This window comes from Ottowia thiooxydans, assembly GCF_040548795.1.
GTDB lineage: Bacteria > Pseudomonadota > Gammaproteobacteria > Burkholderiales > Burkholderiaceae_C > Ottowia > Ottowia thiooxydans_A.
Window position 1 is genome coordinate 37,850 of sequence record NZ_JBEPSH010000006.1, and the last position, 19,393, is coordinate 57,242.

The 19,393-nt window shown below is 60.4% G+C and carries 18 protein-coding genes; 13 read left to right on the forward strand and 5 right to left on the reverse strand.

Translation table 11 applies throughout. From position 1 onward, the window contains the following. The first annotated feature begins 45 nt into the window (after positions 1-45). The 11 genes from ABIE13_RS14945 to ABIE13_RS14995 all read left to right on the forward strand — a co-directional run bounded on the left by ABIE13_RS14945 (position 46) and on the right by ABIE13_RS14995 (position 12,114). On the forward strand, positions 46-1,230 hold the full coding sequence (locus tag ABIE13_RS14945) for an ABC transporter substrate-binding protein (RefSeq protein WP_354444796.1): 1,185 nt from the start codon (positions 46-48) through the stop codon (positions 1,228-1,230). A 12-nt stretch (positions 1,231-1,242) separates the two neighbouring features. Beyond that, positions 1,243-2,178, forward strand: coding sequence for an SDR family oxidoreductase (locus tag ABIE13_RS14950; protein WP_354444798.1), 936 nt, complete (start codon positions 1,243-1,245; stop codon positions 2,176-2,178). Further along, positions 2,175-2,966 carry an enoyl-CoA hydratase-related protein gene (locus tag ABIE13_RS14955; protein ID WP_354444800.1) on the forward strand — a complete coding sequence of 264 codons (792 nt, stop codon included), beginning with the start codon at positions 2,175-2,177 and terminating at the stop codon, positions 2,964-2,966. The genes ABIE13_RS14950 and ABIE13_RS14955 overlap by 4 nt, the downstream gene beginning before the upstream one ends. 13 nt (positions 2,967-2,979) lie before the next feature. Beyond that, entirely contained in the window at positions 2,980-4,827 is a 1,848-nt protein-coding gene (locus ABIE13_RS14960; protein ID WP_354444802.1) for an acyclic terpene utilization AtuA family protein, read from the forward strand. Beyond that, positions 4,824-5,678 carry a TetR/AcrR family transcriptional regulator gene (locus ABIE13_RS14965; RefSeq protein ID WP_354444804.1) on the forward strand — a complete coding sequence of 285 codons (855 nt, stop codon included), beginning with the start codon at positions 4,824-4,826 and terminating at the stop codon, positions 5,676-5,678. The genes ABIE13_RS14960 and ABIE13_RS14965 overlap by 4 nt, the downstream gene beginning before the upstream one ends. Further along, a complete protein-coding gene (locus ABIE13_RS14970; protein WP_354444806.1) occupies positions 5,675-7,144 on the forward strand; it encodes an acetyl-CoA carboxylase biotin carboxylase subunit in 1,470 nt (489 codons plus the stop codon). The genes ABIE13_RS14965 and ABIE13_RS14970 overlap by 4 nt, the downstream gene beginning before the upstream one ends. Positions 7,145-7,182: 38 nt before the next feature. Further along, a complete protein-coding gene (locus ABIE13_RS14975; RefSeq protein WP_354444808.1) occupies positions 7,183-7,674 on the forward strand; it encodes an acetyl-CoA carboxylase biotin carboxyl carrier protein subunit in 492 nt (163 codons plus the stop codon). Further along, the gene (locus tag ABIE13_RS14980; protein WP_354444810.1) at positions 7,671-9,278 is read left to right on the forward strand and encodes an acyl-CoA carboxylase subunit beta; all 1,608 of its coding nucleotides are present in this window, start codon (positions 7,671-7,673) and stop codon (positions 9,276-9,278) included. Before ABIE13_RS14975 ends, ABIE13_RS14980 begins: the two co-directional genes overlap by 4 nt. Before the next feature lie 53 nt (positions 9,279-9,331). After that, the gene (locus ABIE13_RS14985; RefSeq protein WP_354444812.1) at positions 9,332-9,460 is read left to right on the forward strand and encodes a hypothetical protein; all 129 of its coding nucleotides are present in this window, start codon (positions 9,332-9,334) and stop codon (positions 9,458-9,460) included. A gap of 123 nt (positions 9,461-9,583) precedes the next feature. Continuing rightward, entirely contained in the window at positions 9,584-11,236 is a 1,653-nt protein-coding gene (locus ABIE13_RS14990; protein WP_354444814.1) for an AMP-binding protein, read from the forward strand. Positions 11,237-11,325: 89 nt separating this feature from the next. Next, a complete protein-coding gene (locus ABIE13_RS14995; protein ID WP_354444816.1) occupies positions 11,326-12,114 on the forward strand; it encodes an enoyl-CoA hydratase/isomerase family protein in 789 nt (262 codons plus the stop codon). A gap of 65 nt (positions 12,115-12,179) precedes the next feature. Here ABIE13_RS14995 and ABIE13_RS15000 read toward each other — a convergent pair whose 3' ends face one another. The 5 genes from ABIE13_RS15000 to ABIE13_RS15020 form a co-directional block, all read right to left on the reverse strand. Continuing rightward, positions 12,180-13,217: a hypothetical protein gene (locus tag ABIE13_RS15000; protein ID WP_354444817.1), complete on the reverse strand. Its 1,038-nt coding sequence runs from the start codon at positions 13,215-13,217 to the stop codon at positions 12,180-12,182. Between the two features lie 217 nt (positions 13,218-13,434). Then, complete coding sequence (gene ptsP / locus ABIE13_RS15005; protein WP_354444819.1) at positions 13,435-15,183, reverse strand: phosphoenolpyruvate--protein phosphotransferase; 1,749 nt, start codon at positions 15,181-15,183, stop codon at positions 13,435-13,437. Between the two features lie 13 nt (positions 15,184-15,196). Then, the gene (locus ABIE13_RS15010) at positions 15,197-15,466 is read right to left on the reverse strand and encodes an HPr family phosphocarrier protein (protein ID WP_354444821.1); all 270 of its coding nucleotides are present in this window, start codon (positions 15,464-15,466) and stop codon (positions 15,197-15,199) included. Beyond that, positions 15,435-15,884, reverse strand: a complete 450-nt coding sequence (locus ABIE13_RS15015) for a PTS sugar transporter subunit IIA (RefSeq protein ID WP_354444823.1) — start codon at positions 15,882-15,884, stop codon at positions 15,435-15,437. Before ABIE13_RS15015 ends, ABIE13_RS15010 begins: the two co-directional genes overlap by 32 nt. A gap of 145 nt (positions 15,885-16,029) precedes the next feature. Continuing rightward, positions 16,030-16,569 carry a hypothetical protein gene (locus ABIE13_RS15020; protein ID WP_354444825.1) on the reverse strand — a complete coding sequence of 180 codons (540 nt, stop codon included), beginning with the start codon at positions 16,567-16,569 and terminating at the stop codon, positions 16,030-16,032. A gap of 255 nt (positions 16,570-16,824) precedes the next feature. Between ABIE13_RS15020 and ABIE13_RS15025 the strand changes: the two genes are divergently transcribed. Then, complete coding sequence (locus ABIE13_RS15025; RefSeq protein ID WP_354444827.1) at positions 16,825-17,985, forward strand: hypothetical protein; 1,161 nt, start codon at positions 16,825-16,827, stop codon at positions 17,983-17,985. Between the two features lie 82 nt (positions 17,986-18,067). Next, the gene (locus ABIE13_RS15030; RefSeq protein ID WP_354444829.1) at positions 18,068-19,303 is read left to right on the forward strand and encodes a CaiB/BaiF CoA transferase family protein; all 1,236 of its coding nucleotides are present in this window, start codon (positions 18,068-18,070) and stop codon (positions 19,301-19,303) included. Positions 19,304-19,393 lie beyond the last annotated feature (90 nt).

Consider the following 19,393-nt stretch of genomic DNA (forward strand, 5'->3'; position numbering starts at 1 on the left):
TACGGAGCCGAGAACAACCCGGCCAGTACAAATTAGGAGACAAGCATGTTGAAGAATCCAAGACTATCTCGGCTCGCAGTCATTGCTCTGGCGGCAGGCATGGGCACCGCCATGGCTCAGGATGTGGGTGTGACCGCGACTGAAATTCTCCTGGGTGAAGTCCAGCCCATGTCCGGCCCTGCGTCGTTGATCGGCAAGGCGGGCGCCGCCGGATCCAAGCTGGCCATTGCCGAGATCAACGCCAAGGGCGGCATCAATGGTCGAAAGCTGCGAGCCATCTATGAAGACGACGGCTATGTCCCCGCGCGTTCGGTCACTGCCGTCAAGAAGCTCATTGACTCCGAAAAGGTATTTGCGCTCACGGGCACGACTGGCAGCTCTCACATGGTGGCCATGCTGCCCACCATTGAAGAAGCCAAGATTCCCACCATCGTGCACATGGCACCGAATCCAGCGGTGGTCAGCCCACGACGACCTACCGTCTTCATGATAGGCCCGGACTACGACCTGGCCGGCTTTGTGCCCGTCAGCTACATGGTGGAAAAGCTGGGGCAGAAAAGCGGCAAGTTCGGCATCCTCTACCAGGATGATGACTTCGGAAAAGCATTGCTGGCCGGCTACCAGAAAGCCGTGAAACAGCATGGCGTCACCAGCGTGGCCGAGATCCCGTTCAAACGGGGTGCGAAGGACTTTTCCGCCGAAGTGCTGTCTCTCAAGGAAAAGGGCATCACCGCCGTCTACCTGGGCACCTTGACGACGGAGTCCGCCGCAGTCATGGCAGAGTTTCGCCGCCTGGGCATGAAACCCGTCATCGGAACGCTCTGGGCAGGTCAATTGCCTGCGGCGGTCAAGCTGGCTGCGCCTTCTGGTTTCGAATACCTGATCCCTGATTACTACGCGTCCAACTATGACCCGGCAGGTATCAAGCTCATGGCTTTGGCCAAGCAGCACCTGAATGCAGACGACTATGCCAACTTCAACCGCTATACGGTCAGCGGGTATGTAGGCACTCAGGTGCTGGCCGAAGGCATACGCCGTTGCGGCCCCAAAGTCACCCGCGTGTGCGTGGTGGAGCAATTGAACAAGCTCAAGGACTACAACACCGGTGGCCTGACGGGTCCGGTTTCCTTCGACAACCCCAAAGCGCAGGCCGTGCTGCCGATTAAGCTATTCCAGACCGATCCCAAAAATGCCACTGTCAGGTCTTTGACGGACTTCATCGCTTACTAAACCGCCAAGCTTATGTCGAAAGTTTCTTCATCTTCTTCCTCCGCCGGATCCGAGCGCTATCGCTCCGTATTCCGAGCTGACCTGTTTGCGGGCCAGACCGTTGTGGTCACAGGCGGCGGCAGTGGCCTGGGCCGCTGCACCGCTCATGAGCTTGCCAGCCTGGGGGCTGGGTTGGCCTTGGTAGGGCGAAAGATGGAGAAGCTGGAGGCCGTCCGCGCGGAGTTGCTGCAAGCGTATCCGGAGGCCAGCGCGCGCGTGACATGCCATAGCTGCGACATCCGGGACGAAGAGGCGGTGCGCCAGACCGTAGCGGATATCGTGGCCGCGCATGGCGCCATTCACGGCCTGTTCAACTGTGCCGGCGGACAGTACCCTGCTTCATTGCGCGACATCAGCTTGAAAGGCTGGGATGCCGTCGTTCGGAACAACCTGCACGGCACCTTTCTGTTCTCGCGCGAATGCTATGTGCAATGGATGGAACAGCACGGCGGCAGCATCGTCAACATCCTGGCTGACATCTGGGGCGGACTACCCGGCATGGGGCATTCAGGGGCAGCGCGTGGAGGGGTGCTGACGCTGACAGAGACCGCCGCCTGCGAGTGGGGGCACGCTGGCGTGCGCGTCAATGCGGTCGCCCCTGGCTGGATCGCATCGGCCGGCATCGACACCTATGACGACAGCTATCAGGAACTTCTACGTGGTCTGCACTCCAAGGTCCCCTTGCAACGATTCGGTACGGAGTCTGAGCTGTCTTCTGCCGTGGTGTACCTGCTCTCGCCTGCAGCTGGTTTCATCAGCGGCGCCGTGATGCGGGTTGATGGTGGCGTGCCCACCGCCCGCCATACCTGGAACCTGGAGCCTGCGCGGCAGGACTTCACCTACAACGGTTTCCCCTTATACGAGCCTCCTCAGGCTCTCGCGAAGACCAAACCCGGAGCATCATCTTGAGCACTGATCTTCCGAATGTGCTGGTGGAGCGGAGAGGCCTGGCCTGCTACGTGACCATCAACCGTGCTGCTGAGCACAACACCATGACGGACAGCGTCATGAACGAATTGCGCCAGGCCCTGCTCGACGCAGAGGCGATGGAGGGCGTTCGTGCCATTGTATTGACAGGCGCTGGTGCGCAGACCTTCTGCGCTGGCGGCAAGCTGAAGCCGGGCGCCGACGGCTCACCCTTTGCTCTGGATCCAGGGCGCTTCGACAACCCCATTGCCGAGTTGTTCCGCGCCATGGACCGCTGCAATCTTCCCATCATTGCGCGTGTCAATGGCAGCGCCTTTGGCGGCGGTGTAGGCCTGATCTGTGCATGTGACTTCGCCATTGGCGTGGACAGCGCCAAGTTTGGAACCACAGAAGCCCGTGTGGGCGTGTTTCCCATGATGATCCTGCCGCTGCTCATGCGCGTCATACCGCGCCGGCGCCTGCAAGAGATGTGTTTTCTGGCCGAGCGCTTTCCTGCCAGCCAGGCAGTGGAATTTGGCATTCTGGGCCAGGCTGTTCCCGCTGCCGAACTGGACGCCGCAGTCGACGCCCTTCTGACCAAGCTCTCCGCCAACTCTCCTGTCGCGCTTCGCATGGGCCGCCGCGCTTTTTCGGCCATGAACGACATGAGCCTGAACGAGGCGCTCAATCTTGCGCAGATGGTGTTGCCGGTGATGTCGCAAAGTGAGGACGCAAGAGAAGGCATGCGAGCCTTCAGCGAAAAACGCGCTCCCAACTGGATCAACCGGTGAATTTGGAAACGACATGGCTGCCACTTCCTCATCTTCTCCTCGCCGGACGCAGCCTCTGCGCATCGGTTGTGCCAGCGGCTTCTGGGGCGACTCTGAAGCCGGCGCTTCGCAATTGGTGCGCAGCGGCCAGATCGACTATCTGGTGTTTGACTATCTGGCGGAAATCACCATGTCCCTGCTGGCACGGGCACGTGCCAAGTCACCGGATGCCGGATACGCCCCGGACTTCGTGAAGGTGATTTCCAGTCTCGCGCCCGAAATCAAGGCCCAGGGTATCCGTGTCGTAGCCAATGCAGGAGGTGTCAATCCACAAGCTTGCGCGCAAGCACTGGCCGCCGCCCTGCAAGAGCAAGGCCTGTCCATGCACATAGCCGTTGTGGAGGGGGACGATCTGGCAGATCAGGTGCAAGTACTGCGCAGCGAAGGCACACGGGAAATGTTCACACAGGAAGCCATGCCCGCGGACTTCCTGAGCGTGAATGCCTACCTTGGCGCCCAGCCCATCGCAGCCGCGCTCGATGCCGGCGCGCAAGTGGTCATCACAGGACGCGTGGTTGACAGCGCAGTCACCTTGGGGCCTTTGGTTCATGAGTTCGGCTGGGCCTGGAACGATTGGGACAAACTCTCCACCGGAAGCCTGGCCGGACACGTCATTGAGTGCGGCACCCAGTGCACCGGCGGCATATTTACCGATTGGCGCCGAGTGCCTGGCTGGGACAACATGGGTTTTCCGATTGCTGAATGTGACGCAGACGGTGCCAGCTTCGTTCTCACCAAGCCAGCCGATACGGGTGGCCTGGTGGAGCCTGCCACTCTGGCAGAGCAGATCGTCTATGAAATTGCCGACCCATGCCACTATCTTCTGCCGGATGTGACATGCGACTTCAGCCAGGTTCGTCTGGCGCAAGAAGGCACGGACCGTGTGCGCGTCAGCGGTGCGCTCGGCAAACCGGCGCCGTCGACGTACAAGGTCAGCGCCACCTGGAACGACGGCTGGCGAGTGCTGGGCACCTTGATGATCGGTGGCCGCGACGCGGCCGACAAGGCTCGCCGCGTGGGAGAGTCTATTTTGAAGCGCTGCTCTCGTCTGCTGGCCGAGCGAGGTGTATCCGGCTTCACCGAAACCAGCCTGGAAGCGCTTGGATCAGAAGCCACCTACGGTCCGCATGCACGTACAGGCGATGTTCGCGAAGTGGTGCTCAAGATTGCGGCCAAACACCCCCAACGCGCGGCAGTCGATCTGCTGGCGCGCGAGTTTGCACCTTCTGCCACCGCCATGGCGCAGGGCATCACCGGCTTTGCTGCAGGCAGGCCCAGCCCTTCGCCCGTGGTGCGTCTGTTTTCCTTCCTGATTGCACAAGAGAGGGTGACCCCCCGCATTCAGCTTGATGGCACAGCTGTGCCCTTCGAAGCCTTGCGTTGGGGCCAGTCTTCCAAAGCCCCGACGCCCGAAGGCGCACCGCTCGCGGCTACCGAGGCCCGCGCCGCAGCCTCTACGCCGGCTACAGACCACCAACCCACCGTCCGCGTACCGCTGTTGAAGTTGGCCCATGGCCGCAGCGGGGACAAAGGCGACACCTCCAATATTGGCATCGTGGCGCGATCTGATGCCGCGTTCAGAGAACTCCAGCGCGTGTTGACAGAAGACGTGGTGGGGAACTACTTCGGCCATGTCACTCAGGAGCCAGTCCGCAGATACGAACTGCCCGGCTTCAATGCTCTCAATTTCGTACTCCAAAGAGCACTGGGCGGAGGAGGTGTGGCGTCCCTGCGCTACGACCCCCAAGGTAAGGCATTCGCACAAATGCTGCTGGACCTGGAAGTCGAAGTCGCTGCTTCCGTGCTGGATACTTTGCCATGACCCTATCAAAAAGAACGCCTCCAACTGCAGCGGCAGACTCCGAAGCGCCTGCTGACTTTGCCCAACCCGCTGGCGCATTGACACCGCGCCGCATGCGGCGCGCCGCAGAAATCCTGGTGGCGGCACGCGACGTATTTCTGGAAAAAGGCTTTGACCGTTCATCGGTCGGTGAGATAGCAGCCAAGGTGGGCGTGGTGGAAGGATTGGTCTATTCCTACTACCCATCCAAGCGCGATCTCCTGAATGCCGTATTGCGCGGCATGTACGAGCCCTTGATTGCAGATCTGGAAGACAAGTTTTCCCGCTTGCAAGGTGTGCGCAGCCGAATGCGCTTTCTCATATGGCGCCACCTGCGTGTGTATGTGGAAGAGCCCAACCTCTCACGATTGGTGCTGCATGAAGTGAGAACTGGCCCTGAGTACTTTCAGTCCGTACTTCACGACTTGCACGTTCGCTACACCGCCTTCCTGCTGCGCACGGTGGAGGAAGGCATTGCCCACGGAGAGTTGCGACCAGACACCGATGTCGAACTGCTTCGCTCCATGGTCTACGGAGGGATTGAGCACCGCATGTGGGGAACCCTGTTCGGACGCGGCACCGTGGACGTGGAAGCCATGGCCGACCGCTACACCACCATGGTGCTGGGTTCTGTACTGACAGGCAGCAGCGTACAAGCGCCCGCGCCGGCATCCCATGGGCATGAAAGAGCCCACCTGGGTCAGGTGCTCAATGAGGTTCGCGCACGCCTGGATCAGATAGAGCAGGCGGTCATGGCCTCGCCTGAGATTTCATCAGTACCCGCCAAGGCAGGCCAGCCCAAAGCTCGCCACGGCAAGAAAGCAAGCCAATGACCATCCGGAAACTGTTCATCGCCAACCGTGCAGAAATCGCGCTGCGGATCACCCGAACTGCTCAGCGCATGGGCATAGAAACCGTGGTGCCCTGGCATGAGAAGGACCGCCACGGACCGGCACTCAAGGTCGCAGACGAGACGGTGGAGTTGCATGGCGAGCCACCCGTGTCTGCCTGGCTCAATGGCCCTGCCCTCATTCGCGCTGCCCTGCAAAGCGGCTGTGACGCCATTCATCCGGGCTACGGTTTTCTTTCCGAGAATGCAGGCTTCGCTCAAGCCGTGGCCGATGCGGGCCTGACGTTTGTCGGGCCTTCGGCGGAGGCCATCCGACTGATGGGCGACAAGATCACAGCCCGTCGGTTTGCCCAACTTCATGACGTACCGGTCACCCCGTCGGCCGACGAAGCGGATGCACCCGAGAGTTTTGCCCAGCGGGCTGCGGAAGTGGGCTTTCCCTTGCTCGTGAAGGGCGCTGCCGGCGGCGGTGGAAAGGGCATGCAGATCGTGCGCAGCGCTGAAGCACTTGCTCAGGCCATTACGGTAGCGCGCGCAGAAAGCGAAAGGTATTTTGGCGACGGTCGCTTGCTTGCAGAGCGCTTCGTCGAACAACCGCGCCATATTGAAGTTCAGGTGTTCGGCGATTCGCATGGACAGGTCATTCATCTGGGTGAGCGCGAATGCTCCATCCAGCGGCGCTTTCAAAAGCTCATTGAAGAAAGCCCGGCACCCACACTCGCGCCAGAGCTCCGGCAGCGCATCTGCGACGCCGCGGTACGGCTGGCCAGCGCCGCTGGCTACGTCAATGCCGGTACGGTGGAATGTATCGTCTCACCAGGCGGCGAATTTTTCTTCCTCGAAATGAACACGCGCCTGCAGGTCGAGCATCCCGTCACCGAGATGGTGACCGGCCTTGACCTCGTCGAATGGCAACTGCGTGTCGCGCAAGGCGAACCCCTCCCACTCAAGCAGGAGCAAGTGCGCTGGCACGGCAGCGCCATCGAATGCCGGGTGCTTGCTGAAGATGCGGATGCTGGGTTTGTCCCTGACACCGGCCAGGTGCTCATGCTCGGAGAGCCCCAAGGGCCCGGGATCCGTTTCGACAACGGCGTCACACAGGGTGCCAAAGTGACCGCTGATTTTGATTCCATGCTTGCCAAATTGATTGCCCATGCGGCCACCCGTGACCTGGCCATTGCTCGCCTGCGTCAGGCGCTGCGGGACACCTTGATGCTGGGTGTCACTGTCAACACCGATTTCCTGGGACGGGTACTGGCGCACCCTGCGTTTCAGTCCGGCGCCACCGACACCGGATTTCTGGAACGGCACCAAGCTGAGCTTCGCCCTCGCGAATGGACAGACGACGAACGCCGCACCTTGTTGGCGGTAGCCGCCTCGGCCAGCCGGGAAAGTCACCAGACCGATCTGCCGCAGGTATTCGCGGCCATGGGTGCCTGGCGCAATTGAACCGCGGCTCAACGCAACGAACTTTCGCAGAGAACCTCATGACGACCTTCGTCTTTCAATCCGATACCGCCACGCGCCACCAGGTGCACAAGCGAGGCAAGCACATCCAGGTGGACGGCACGGACGTGCCGGTGCGCGAGCTGGACAGCACGCACTACGTCACAAAAAGCGATTCTGGCCCCCTGCATGCGCGGGTGGTCGCCCACGGTGACACCATCTACCTTCAATTGAACGGGCGCAGTTGCACCATAGAACGCATCGATCCCGCCCGCTCTGGTGGAGCCAGCGGCGGTGCAAGCCAGGGCGGCGCCACAGCCCCTATGCCCGGGGTTGTCATCAACTGGATTGTCCAACCCGGCACCCCTGTCAAGTCAGGCGATGCCCTGCTCGTGATCGAAAGCATGAAGCTGCAAATGACCATAGAAGCTCCGCACGACGGCACGCTCGCCGAGCTGCCTTTCCAACCGGGACAGACTTTCCAACGAGGAGCCGTTCTGGCTCGAGTTCAAGCCGAGGAGGTCGCAGCATGAGCCGCATCAACAGCCGCCTGGACACGGGTTCGGACAACTATCGGCAGAACTTCGCTGCGATGACGCAACGCGTGGAGCAACTGCACGATCGTCTCCATACGGCGCGTCACGTCCGGCCACAGCGCGACGTAGACCGCTTGCACCAACACAAGAAACTGACTGTGCGCGAACGCCTGGATCTTCTGCTGGATCCGGGTACGCCGTTCCTGGAGCTCAGTGCCCTGGCCGCCAACCAATCCTACGGCGGTGATGTGCATGGCGCTGGGCAGGTCTCCGGCATAGGCATCATCCATGGGCGCGAGGTCATCATCCACGCCGATGACCCCAGCATCAAGGGAGGTGCCTGGTACCCGCTGTCGGTCAAGAAAATCGTCCGGACACTCGATATTGCGATTGAAAACCGCCTTCCCGTGATCCATCTCTGTGACAGCGCGGGCGGTTTCCTCCCTTTGCAGGCGGATTTGTTTCCGGACCGCTATACGGCTGGACGCATCTTCCGCAACCAATGCACTCTCTCCAAGATGGGAGTCCCGCAGATTGCCGTGGTGCTTGGCCATTGCACGGCGGGGGGAGCCTACATTCCGGCCTTGTGCGATTACAGCGTCATCGTGCGCGGAAACGGCGGCGTGTTTCTTGGCGGGCCACCCTTGGTGAAAGCAGCCACGGGTGAGGTCGTCAGCGCGGAAGCACTGGGAGGTGCTGAGATGCACACCACGGTGTCTGGTACCTGCGACTACGCCGCCGATGACGAGCCTCATGCCTTCGCGATTGCGCGCGATATCTTCGCGCAGACGACGCCCGCGCAAAAGCAGCGCATTGACCGCATAGACCCTGAACCGCCTCACTACGATCCCAAGGAGCTCTACGGCATCATCCCGACCGACTGGAAAGCCGGTTTCGACATGCGCGAAGTCATTGCCAGGATTGTGGACGGCAGCCACTTCCACGAATACCAGCCCGGCTACGGCACCACCCTGGTCTGCGGCTACGCGCGCATCTGGGGATGCAAGGTGGGGATACTGGCCAACAACGGCGTGCTTTTCAATGAGAGCTCGCTCAAGGCCGCGCACTTCATGCGCCTGTGCGACCGTGACCGCACACCCCTGGTCTTTCTGCAAAACATCACCGGCTATATGGTGGGGCGCGAATATGAAGAACGCGGCATCACCAAGGATGGCGCGAAGATGATCATGACGCAGGTGGGCTGTTCTGTGCCCAAGTTCACGGTCATCGTGGGAGGCTCCTTTGGTGCTGGCAACTACGGCATGTGCGGGCGCGCATTTGACGGACGCTTCCTCTGGATGTGGCCTCAGTCGCAGATCGCCGTCATGGGTGCCGAGCAAGCAGCCAACACGTTGGCAGACGTGAAGATCCGACAGTTGCAACGCAAGGGCGAGCAACTCACCGACGAACAGATCGCCGAGATCCGCCAGCCGGTGCTGGAGCGGTACCAGGCAGAGAGCGAGTCTTACTACTCCACCTCAGAGATGTGGGACGACGGCATTCTTGATCCTGTGGATACGCGAAACGCACTGGGGATGGCGATCATTGCTTCGCTCAATGCGCCTTTCGGAACGGAAGGCTACGGGGTGCTCAGGCTTTAGGAATACCCTCCGGAGTCGCCTCTGGCGCCTTGCCACCAGTACGAGTTGCGTTCATGAATACAAATCCGTTCACGCTGGGGTTCTATGGTTTTCGTCAACCGGCCCTGTCGATTGAAGTAAAAGAAACCGTTCGGGCTGAGTTTGTCGAAGCCTTGCGCAACGCTTCGACAAGCTCAGCCTGAACGGTATTTATCAGTCAAACGCAATATGACATGAGAAAGACAACGCCAGTGGCCTGATCCGCGCCCTTTCGTTTTATGGTTTGCGGGGTACCTGGCGCGTTGAACTAACTTGGAGCCTTCACCATGTTGATTCCTGAAGAGTCCGCAACGATTGGGCAAGTCCTGGCGGAAGCAGCACGGCGCTGGGGTAACCGGCCGCTTCTGGCGGTGCCCGCCAATCCGGCCCGCTCATACGCTCCCCAAGGACTGGAATGGTCCTATGCGGAAGTGGCTCGCAGGGTGAGTCAGCTGAGTGCTGTCTACGCAGAAGCCGGCTATGGCGTGGGACACCGCGTCGGCCTGCTTCTGGAGAACCAGCCGGAGCACTTCATACACAAGCTGGCGATGAACGCGCTCGGGGTGTGCTGCGTCCCACTCAACCCGGACCATCGACCGATGGAAATGGCCTACGTGATTGGTCATGCACGGCTGGATCTGATCATTTCTCTGGATGCTCTGCTTCCCCTGGTTCAACAGTCTCTCGCCCATACGCCTCACCGCACCGCTGTACTTTCTGTGCAGGCCGCGGAGGATCGCCTGCCACCTCCCCCCACGCCACGCGAAGAGCGAGAAGTGCGTGCGAGCGACATCGCCAGCGTTCTCTACACATCGGGCACCACCGGGCGCCCCAAGGGTTGCCTGTTGTCGCACCGGTACGAGCTTGCCACTGGACAGTGGTATGCAAGCACTGGTGGGCTGGTCAACTTTAGAGAGGGCCAGGAACGCATCTACAACCCACTGCCCGTCTTTCACGTCAACGCCCTGGTTTTTTCATTTTTCTGCGCCGTGCTCACGGGAAATTGCCAGATACAGACCGATCGCTTTCAGCCCACAAGATGGTTCGAGGAAGTGCATTCGAGCCGGGCCACGGTGGTCCACTATCTTGGCGTGGTGGTGCCCATGCTGCTCAATCAACCAGCCCACCGGCTGGAGCGCGATCATCAGGTGCGATTTGCCATAGGCGCAGGCGTAGACCCCCAACGACATGCAGAATTTGAAGCCCGCTTTGGTTACCCACTGGTCGAAATCTGGGGCATGACCGAAATGGTACGTGCGATCTTTGATTCGCAGACACCCCGGCAGGTGGGTACGCGCGCCTTCGGCCGAACCCGGCACGGCCTGGAAGTACGCGTCGTAGACGACGCCGATCAGGATGTAGCAGATCAAACGCCTGGTGAAATGCTGCTGCGCTACTCGGCAGACACCCCGCGCAAAGACTGCTTCAGCGGCTATCTGGATGACGAAGCGGCGACCGAGCACGCCTGGAGAGGTGGATGGTTTCATACCGGTGACGTCGTGTCGCGCGATCCCGACGGCCTGCTTCACTTCCTGGAGCGGCGCAAAAACATCATCCGGCGCTCAGGTGAGAACATTGCCGCTGCAGAAGTCGAAGCTGTATTGCAGGCGCATCCAGCCGTCGCGCAGGCCGCCGTCCTTGGCGTGCATGACGAAGTGCGTGAAGAAGAAGTGCTGGCGTGCGTGGTCCTGAAGTCCGGCCAGCAAGCCCATCCCAGCATCAATGATCCGCTGGTCCAGAATCTGCTTACCTACTGCCGCGAGGCCTTGGCCTATTACAAAGTTCCAGGGTGGCTGTGGTTCACGGAAGAAATCCCCACTACCGGAACGCAAAAAGTTCAGAAGCACCAGTTGTTCCCCGCCGGGACCGATCCTCGTGAGACGCCAGGAATGTTGGACCTTCGTCCCCTCAAGAAGCGAAAAGCTATGCACTCAGCGTAGTACGCACCCTTGCAGCGCCGCCATGTGTGCCAACGCACGATTTCATGGGCAGGCATCAATCAGAAAACTCAAGACACCAGGAGAAATCTGTGGAGCCACAACCGCACGTCCTTGTTCGCCGCGAAGGTCCGGTGGGGGTCATGACCTTCAACCGCACGGAGCAAATGAATACCTTGGAGCCGGCCATGCTGGAAGCCATGGAGCGCGCTCTGCACGATCTGGAAACCGACGATCAGGTCCGCGTGCTGCTGATCACCGGCGGTGACAGCAAAGTCTTCATTGCCGGCGGCAACATCGCGGACTTGAATTCACGTGACGCTCTCACGCACTACCGGGATTTCTCGGTCCTGGTGCATCGCGTCTTTCGCCGCTTCGAGGAATGCACCAAGCCCACCGTTGCCGCGGTGAACGGCTGGGCTTTGGGCGGGGGAACCGAGTTCCTGCTCACCACAGATGTGCGCTTGATGTCCGAAGACGCCCAACTAGGCCTGCCAGAAATCAAGCTGGGCCTGTTTCCAGGTGGTGGCGGCTCCCAGCGGTTGATCAGACAGATATCGCCTTGTCAGGCCAAGCTGCTGATGTACACCGGTGACTTCATCTCTGCCCAGGAGGCGGTGCAGATGGGCTTGGTGAACCGGGCTGTGCCGAGCGACACGCTACAGCAAGATGCCATGGCCCTGGCTCAGCGAATTGCAGAAAAATCCCCCTGGGCCTTGCGCATGCTCAAGTCGTCTATGACACAGGGTGCCGAGATGCCCTTGAGCGCTGCCTTGCACCACGAAGCGGTTGCCATCAGCTTGTTGCTGGACACCAAGGACGCCCACGAAGGGTGCAGCGCCTTCCTGGAAAAGCGCCAACCGAATTTCGTGGGCGAGTGACCTGCTCGCGCATTTGAAAGTCGCGAGCAGCGTTCACGCCTGTGGTGCGCTCGAGCGCATACCACTCAGGGAAACGAAACTCCTGCGAGCGCGTGCACCAAGGTCCCGCCGTTCTTGACGGAGATGGTACTGATCTGTCCATTGCTGGTGACTTGCTGGAACAACCAGAAAAAGCCCTTGGACGCCTGGGTGTTCATGTCTCTAGCCATGTCATTGAGGCTGGCATTAGCTGAAAGGGCCTCCACCGCGTATTGAACGGCACCGCTCTGAACTGAGCTTTTCTCGTAAATACTCATGAAAGACATGCTCAGAGGCGAGCCCTTGCCGACCGAGCCGCGGACGAGCCAACCGTCAGCACCCTTGGCATCCAGCAAAGTCTGAAGTCCGGGCCGATCGGCCGCGGAATAAGCGCTGCCTTGAGCATCCACCGCGTACTGATAGGTGACACCGTCGCTGCGTTTGACATACAGGCTGAACATGGCACCGCCCACGATCATCGGTCCGATGAATCGAAACCCACGCGCGCCCTGGCGGTTGAGCTCTTCGGCGACGGCTTGCGGGGTCTGCGGATCGGTGGTGAGCGCCTCATAGCTGAACTGGTCGCTGCGGCTGGTGTTCTTCACGTACAGGTGGCGAATATCCGTCGGGCTGGAAGGGAACACCATGCTGGATTTAAGCGCGTAGCCACCGGCACCTTGCCGGTTGAGCTGAGCCAGAAATCCCGCCAAGCTCGCCTCGTCAGGCTGCAGCAGATACTCCAGCTTGTGGCCGGCATGAGCGGTATCGCTCAGATAGAAGTCGCCGGCCACCACCGACAGACCAGAGGTGATCGCCAGCGGCGTGACCAGCGCGTAACCCTGGGCTCCCATGCGATTGGCGTCAGCCAATGCCTCCCCATTCGTAGCCGCGCCGGGCTGCAGGCTGTAGGTGCCTGTGATGGTTGTACCGCCACCCGGGTTGCCAGTACCTGGATCGCCTCCGCCGGTATCACCTCCGCCTGGATTGGGCGTCTCGGAATCATTATCCCCGCCCCCGCCGCAGGCGGACAGGCCGGCCAGCATCCACAGGGCTGCACTCCTGCGGGTGATAGAAGTTGATGTCATTGTTGGCTCCCTCTTTCCTGGATATTCAAACAAAACCGGAGCCAGACTCCGGTTTCACCGCCTCTCGCCAGAGCGCCCTGCTTATCAGGGGTGGTAAGAGGCCAAAGGGGTTGCATCCTAGCGGGGAGCGCGTATTACATGTGTTGCCAATAGTATGAGCACTTACCATCTTCCCGCCGTCTGTATCTTCAGCGGCGGGAAGGCTCTATGGAAGGCTCTATTCGAGCAGCAATGCCGCTGGCTCTTCGCTGTCAAGCACCGCTTGCGCCCAAGCCTCCAGCTTGCCCGCATCGGCCCGCAAGATCTCCTGCTTGACAGAGAGAATTTGCGAAGGGTGCATGGAAAAGCTGCGCAGGCCCAGGCCCAGCAGCAAGCGGGTCATGGTCGGATCGCCGGCCATTTCGCCGCACACACTCACAGGTCGGCCGTTCGCCTGGCCGGCTGCGATGGTATTGGCTATGAGGCGCAACACCGCGGGGTGCAGCTGGTCGTAGAGGTGCGCCACGGACTCGTCCGCGCGATCGATCGCCAGTGTGTACTGGATCAGGTCGTTGGTACCGATGGAAAGAAAATCGAAGTACCTCAGGAACAGAGGCAAACTCATGGCCGCTGCGGGCACTTCGATCATGGCGCCGATTTTCATGGGGCCATACGCCTGCCCGCGCTTGTCGAGTTGCTCGCGTGCCTTTTCGATCAGCTCCAGGGTCTGACGGATCTCATTGGCATGCGCCAACATGGGGATCAGCAGATGCACCTGGCCATACGCTGAGGCTCGCAAGATAGCGCGCAGCTGAGACAGGAACATGGCGGGTTCGGACAGACTCCAGCGAATGGCCCGCAAACCCAGCGCGGGGTTGAGATGCGCAGCATCATGGCGACTGTCCAGAGGCTTGTCGGCACCTACGTCCACGGTACGGATGGTGACGGGCATGCCGTTCATCCCTTCCACGGCCTGACGGTAGGCCTGGTACTGCTCCTCTTCGTCTGGCAAGCGTCCCTCGCGACCCATGAACAGAAATTCACTGCGAAAGAGGCCCACCCCCACCGCACCGACCGCCAGGGCGCCCACCGTATCTTCCGGCTGTTCAATGTTGACCAGGAGCTCGACCTTCTGGCCATCCAGCGTGACCGAGGGGGTGTTTTTGAGACGCGCAAGTCGGCCGCGCTCCAGTTCACCCTGGCGCTGCTTGAACCCGTACTCAGCCAGGATGATGGGCGATGGATCGACGATCATCACCCCTGCGTCGCCATCGATGATCACCCAATCATCCTGGCGCACCAGGAAGCTGGCCGAACGGGCCCCTACCACGGCGGGAATGTCCATGCTGCGCGCCACAATGGCGGTGTGGCTGGTCCGGCCGCCCACATCCGTCACAAAGCCGGCAAACAAGCTTTTCTTGAACTGCAGCATGTCGGCTGGCGACAAATCATGGGCCACCAGCACCAACGGCACATCCAGCGTGTCGTCCAGCAGAAGATCCTGCTGACGCGGTGCGCGTGGTGGCGGCGCCGCCACGGGTTGCGCCGCCCCCTTCAGGTAGCGCAGCACCCGCTCGACCACCTGCTCGAGATCGGCCTTGCGCTCGCGCAGGTAAGAATCTTCCATCTCGTCGAACTGACGGGAGATGATGTCCAGCTGCGTCGTCAGAGCCCACTCAGCGTTATAGAGGCGCTCCGTCACCCACTGGCGCACGCCGGCGCTGAGGGTCTCGTCCTGCAACAGCATCAGATGCACGTCCAGCAACGCCGCCAACTCAAGTGGCGCGTCCTTGGGCATGTCGGTTTGCAGGCGCTGCAATTCATCGATCACGGCGTCTCGCGCCACGCCGAGTCGCTTCAACTCGCTTTGGATCTGATCTGCCTGGATGAAGTAGTGCGTGACATCTACCCGGCTCGAAGCCACCAGCACCGCGCGCCCAATGGCAATGCCACGGGCAACGGCCAGACCATGCACGGCAAAGGTCATCTGGTGCTCTCCGTCATTGTCCTTCGCCGAATTTATCCGCTATCAGCGCCAACAGGGCGTCCATGGCCTCCTGCTCCTGATCGCCATCGGTCTCCACGGTGATGACACTGCCCACTCCGGCGGCCAGCATCATGACACCCATGATGCTCTTGGCATTGACGCGGCGCTCGCCCTTGGAAAGCCAGACTTCGCACGGAAAGCTGCCCGCGAGCTTGGTCAGTTTGGCCGAGGCTCTGGCATGCAGGCCAAGCTTATTGCTGATGGTCGTATCGTTCTTGATCATTGGTTGCTCTTCGGGGCTGGTTCTGCGGTGCTGTGGTCGCCACAGACATGATGCCCTGCGTGCCACCTGCCTGTGCACGTATCACCAGCGCATCGAGCGGCTCCTGGCGGTAACACACGGAACGCAGCAACATGGGTAGATTGACGCCGACCATCAGCCGCACACCGGTGCTGCCTTCCACGAGCCGTTGCGCCACATTGCATGGGGTCGCGCCAAACACGTCGGAAAGCACCAGCGTGCTTTTGGTTTGAAGCTGCTCCAGCATCAGGCGCGCAGCGGCCAGAGTTTCGTCGGGGGGTGTATTGGGATGCACATCGAGTGCAGCAATGCTGGACTCCGCGTCGGGAAACACGTGGAGAGCACATTGCCGCAGGGCACTGGCCAAGGGCGAGTGCGCAATCAACAGAATGCCGTTCATGCCGGGGCCTGGTGCCTACCGTGGCGGCTGAAAGGCAAGATGAAGGAAAGCACGTGACTCATAAAGCTGGATTATCCGCCGTGTCCGAGCAGCTACCGCAACTCTTCGCACACCGGTGGGAAAAAGAAACTTCATGGCACGCAGGTCACTGAAGCTTGAGGCCACTGAAGAACGTATCGGCAGCTTCCAGCATAGGGCGCTCCGAATACATGACTAGATGCACCAATTGCGCGTTCCGGCCCCCAGGCGCAATGCGCGCGAACCACACTGCCTGCGCGCGTACAGACTGGCCGTCGGCCCGCTGTCCGCTGCCTGCAATGCGAACTGATTCGCGCAAGGCCAAGGAACCCTTGGGGGAAAAGGCCTGTGTTTGGACATCTTTGGCTTTCATATTGGCCAGCGTCGCACTACGCCACCCCTCCAGCAAACTGCTGGCTTGCGAGGCCGGCGCTTCAGCCAGCATGACCGCAAATGTGGCACCTCCCGCCTCGCATCCAGCCATTGTCAACTCAGTGGCCACGCCTCCCAGCGGCACACTGCGCCTCGCATGATCTGCTTCGCAGGGCAGCAATGCCGTGACCGAGCTCTCTGGCAGAGGTGTATCGCGCCAATTCAAAGCCGGACTACAGGCTGTGAGCGTTGCCAACAGCAATAAACATCCCAGGAAGCTGCATTGTTCTGTCATTGGCTTTTCCCCTCCAAGGCCATTGAGGAAGCGGGCTTGATCGAAAAAATCATACGCCGGATTATCAATGCGATGCCGGTAGTCAGCCTGTCTCTTCAGCGAGCGATCTGCCAGCCTCCGCAGCCACTTGTCGGCCCGCACTCAGTTTTGAGTTGGGCAAATATTCATAGTTCGTCGTTTTCCGCACATAGGACTTGCGACCGGAAACTCCCAAATGCAACAATGTGTCAAATTCACATCCATACGGAAACTACCATGCGCTTCAGATCTTTGGCCATTCTGTTAGGGGCAGCCGCATTGTCTGTAGCGCAAATGGCCCTTGGGGCGCCGACGCTGTTCTCAGTCAATCCATTTTCCAACACCAATACCTCCATCGACACTTACGGGCTATATGCTCTGAGCCCCGCCGACGGCTCAGTATTAAGCCCGTACCTCATCACGGTCGCAGGCCGAAGCATCATCGGTGCCAATGGATTGGCCATGGACCCCACATCGCACACCGCTTACGCCATCGTCCGGGCCTCAGGAGTATCAGGGCGCTTGCTGATCACTCTGGACTTGACGACGGGTGCCGGGACTGAAATAGGCAACCTCGGGGACAATTTCTCTTCCATCGCCTTTCGCAGCGACGGCCAGTTGTTCGGAGTCACTGGCGATGGCGCCACCGTCCCGGAAACGCTTTACTCCATCGACAAAACCACCGCCAGCAAAACCCTGGCGATAGCTCTGGGCAATGGCGCGGACGGAGAGGTCATTGCGTTCAATCCGGAAAGCGGCGATTTCCATCATTTCTCGGGCAACGGGACTGCAGTGTATGAAAAGTTTCCCGCCACGGCGCCCTATACACCCTTGACAGCCATTTCGCCTGCATTGTCCACCGGCGAGATTTTTGGCGCCGTGTGGGATCCTAGCCAAAGCACCTTCTTTATATCCGACATCTCCTCTCAACTGCGCACCGTGGATGCTTCAGGCACGTTGGGCCCCATACTAGGCACCATGGTCAACGACATGCGAGGCCTGATTCTTCAATTGGACCAAACCATCACAGCATTTGCACCAGCGGCGACGGCGCTGGCAACTGGCACACCGGTCAATCTGTCGGCGACCGGCGGGCCCTCGGTCTCGGCTGTGGTCTTTTCAACCACCAGCGCCGCCAGTGTGTGCACCGTTTCTGGAACCGAGGTCACCTACGTGGGTCCCGGCACCTGCACATTGCAAGCCAATCAAGCAGGCGACGCCTCTTACTGGGCAGCCCCTACGGTCAGCGTTGATGTGGTGGTCTCAGCAGTTCCTCCTGTGGTCAACCCGGTCGCCCCGGCCGCTGTACCCACTATGAACTCGATAGCCTTGGGCGCACTGGCAGCCCTACTTGGGCTTCTTGGCTCGCTGCGACATAAACGCCGCACGCGCCAATGACAATTTCCAGATTACCGAGCTTCGCCGCCTATCGATTTCCCGCTAATCCACTTAGAGTGGAATGTGCGTGCAAAATGGCGGGATGAACTCACTCGACGGCATTCGCGTTCTTGACCTTTCTCGTGTTCTGGCTGGCCCCTGGTGCACGCAAACCCTGGCGGATTTAGGGGCCGACGTCATCAAGATCGAACGGCCCGGTAGCGGTGACGACACGCGCACCTGGGGACCTCCCTTCCTGACGGGAGACGACGGCAAGGAGTCTCAGGAAGCCGCCTACTATCTGGGCGCCAACCGGAATAAGCGCTCGGTGACTTGCGATATTGCCAAGCCCGAAGGTCAGGCCCTGATCCGGGAACTGGTGGCGCATTGCGACGTTTTCATAGAGAACTTCAAGGTGGGCGACATGGCTCGCTACGGGCTTGACTATGAGACCCTCAAAGGCATCAACCCTCGCCTGGTGTACTGCAGCCTCACCGGTTTTGGCCAGACAGGGCCGTATTCCGAGCGCGCTGGATACGACTACGCCATCCAGGGAATGGGTGGCCTCATGAGCGTGACGGGCGAACGAGACGACCTTGGCGGAGGCCCGCAGAAAGTGGGCGTCGCGGTGTCGGACCTCTTCACTGGCATGTATGCCACAGTCGGCATTCTGGCGGCGCTGCGGCATGCCGAGCGCCATGGTGAAGGCCAGTTTATCGACATGGCTCTGCTGGACACCCAAGCCGCCATGCTGGCCAACCTGGGCGCCAACTACCTTGTAAGCGGTAAATCGCCAGGCCGCATGGGCAATGCCCATCAGAACATCGTGCCCTACCAGGTTTTCGAGGTCGCGCCCAAGCCCGACGGCAGTGCAGATCACATCATCCTGGCCGTAGGCAATGATGGCCAATACGCCAAATTTTGTCAGGTGGCCGGCCGGCCCGATCTCTCAGCGGATCCACGCTATGTCCGCAACCAGGACCGCGTGCGGCACCGTGCAGAATTGGTGCCTATCCTCACTGAGATCATGAAGACTCGTGCCAAGGCTGACTGGCTGTCCGCGCTGGAAGCCGCCAAGGTCCCATGTGGCGCCATCAACAACCTGGCCGAAGTATTTGCCGACCCCCATATCCAGGCTCGCGGCATGGTCACCCACTGGAAGCACCCGCTGCGTGGTGACTTGCCTCTGGTGAGCAGTCCGCTGAAACTGGAAAAAACTCCGGTCCGCACCGATATGCCGCCTCCTCTGCTGGGCCAGCATACAGACCCCGTTCTGCGCGACCTTCTGGCGTATGACGACGCACGGATGCAGCAACTGCGTGATGGCAAGGTCATCTGAAGACTGGGGAGCTGCGACTGTGGCGTGAGGTGGGGGTCAGCCCACCTCTTTGCTCTCCCTGTTCCCGGCCGACTACCCAGTGCCCAGTGC

What these genes read in the sequence shown, in the direction of transcription:
- ABIE13_RS14945 (WP_354444796.1), top strand. Translation starts at nt 46, where the DNA reads ATGTTGAAGAATCCAAGACTATCTCGGCTCGCAGTCATTGCTCTGGCG.
- ABIE13_RS14950 (WP_354444798.1), top strand. Translation starts at nt 1,243, where the DNA reads ATGTCGAAAGTTTCTTCATCTTCTTCCTCCGCCGGATCCGAGCGCTAT.
- ABIE13_RS14960 (WP_354444802.1), top strand. Translation starts at nt 2,980, where the DNA reads ATGGCTGCCACTTCCTCATCTTCTCCTCGCCGGACGCAGCCTCTGCGC.
- ABIE13_RS14965 (WP_354444804.1), top strand. Translation starts at nt 4,824, where the DNA reads ATGACCCTATCAAAAAGAACGCCTCCAACTGCAGCGGCAGACTCCGAA.
- ABIE13_RS14970 (WP_354444806.1), top strand. Translation starts at nt 5,675, where the DNA reads ATGACCATCCGGAAACTGTTCATCGCCAACCGTGCAGAAATCGCGCTG.
- ABIE13_RS14975 (WP_354444808.1), top strand. Translation starts at nt 7,183, where the DNA reads ATGACGACCTTCGTCTTTCAATCCGATACCGCCACGCGCCACCAGGTG.
- ABIE13_RS14980 (WP_354444810.1), top strand. Translation starts at nt 7,671, where the DNA reads ATGAGCCGCATCAACAGCCGCCTGGACACGGGTTCGGACAACTATCGG.
- ABIE13_RS14985 (WP_354444812.1), top strand. Translation starts at nt 9,332, where the DNA reads ATGAATACAAATCCGTTCACGCTGGGGTTCTATGGTTTTCGTCAACCG.
- ABIE13_RS14990 (WP_354444814.1), top strand. Translation starts at nt 9,584, where the DNA reads ATGTTGATTCCTGAAGAGTCCGCAACGATTGGGCAAGTCCTGGCGGAA.
- ABIE13_RS15000 (WP_354444817.1), bottom strand. Translation starts at nt 13,217, where the DNA reads ATGACATCAACTTCTATCACCCGCAGGAGTGCAGCCCTGTGGATGCTG.
- ptsP (WP_354444819.1), bottom strand. Translation starts at nt 15,183, where the DNA reads ATGACCTTTGCCGTGCATGGTCTGGCCGTTGCCCGTGGCATTGCCATT.
- ABIE13_RS15010 (WP_354444821.1), bottom strand. Translation starts at nt 15,466, where the DNA reads ATGATCAAGAACGATACGACCATCAGCAATAAGCTTGGCCTGCATGCC.
- ABIE13_RS15015 (WP_354444823.1), bottom strand. Translation starts at nt 15,884, where the DNA reads ATGAACGGCATTCTGTTGATTGCGCACTCGCCCTTGGCCAGTGCCCTG.
- ABIE13_RS15020 (WP_354444825.1), bottom strand. Translation starts at nt 16,569, where the DNA reads ATGACAGAACAATGCAGCTTCCTGGGATGTTTATTGCTGTTGGCAACG.
- ABIE13_RS15025 (WP_354444827.1), top strand. Translation starts at nt 16,825, where the DNA reads ATGCGCTTCAGATCTTTGGCCATTCTGTTAGGGGCAGCCGCATTGTCT.
- ABIE13_RS15030 (WP_354444829.1), top strand. Translation starts at nt 18,068, where the DNA reads ATGAACTCACTCGACGGCATTCGCGTTCTTGACCTTTCTCGTGTTCTG.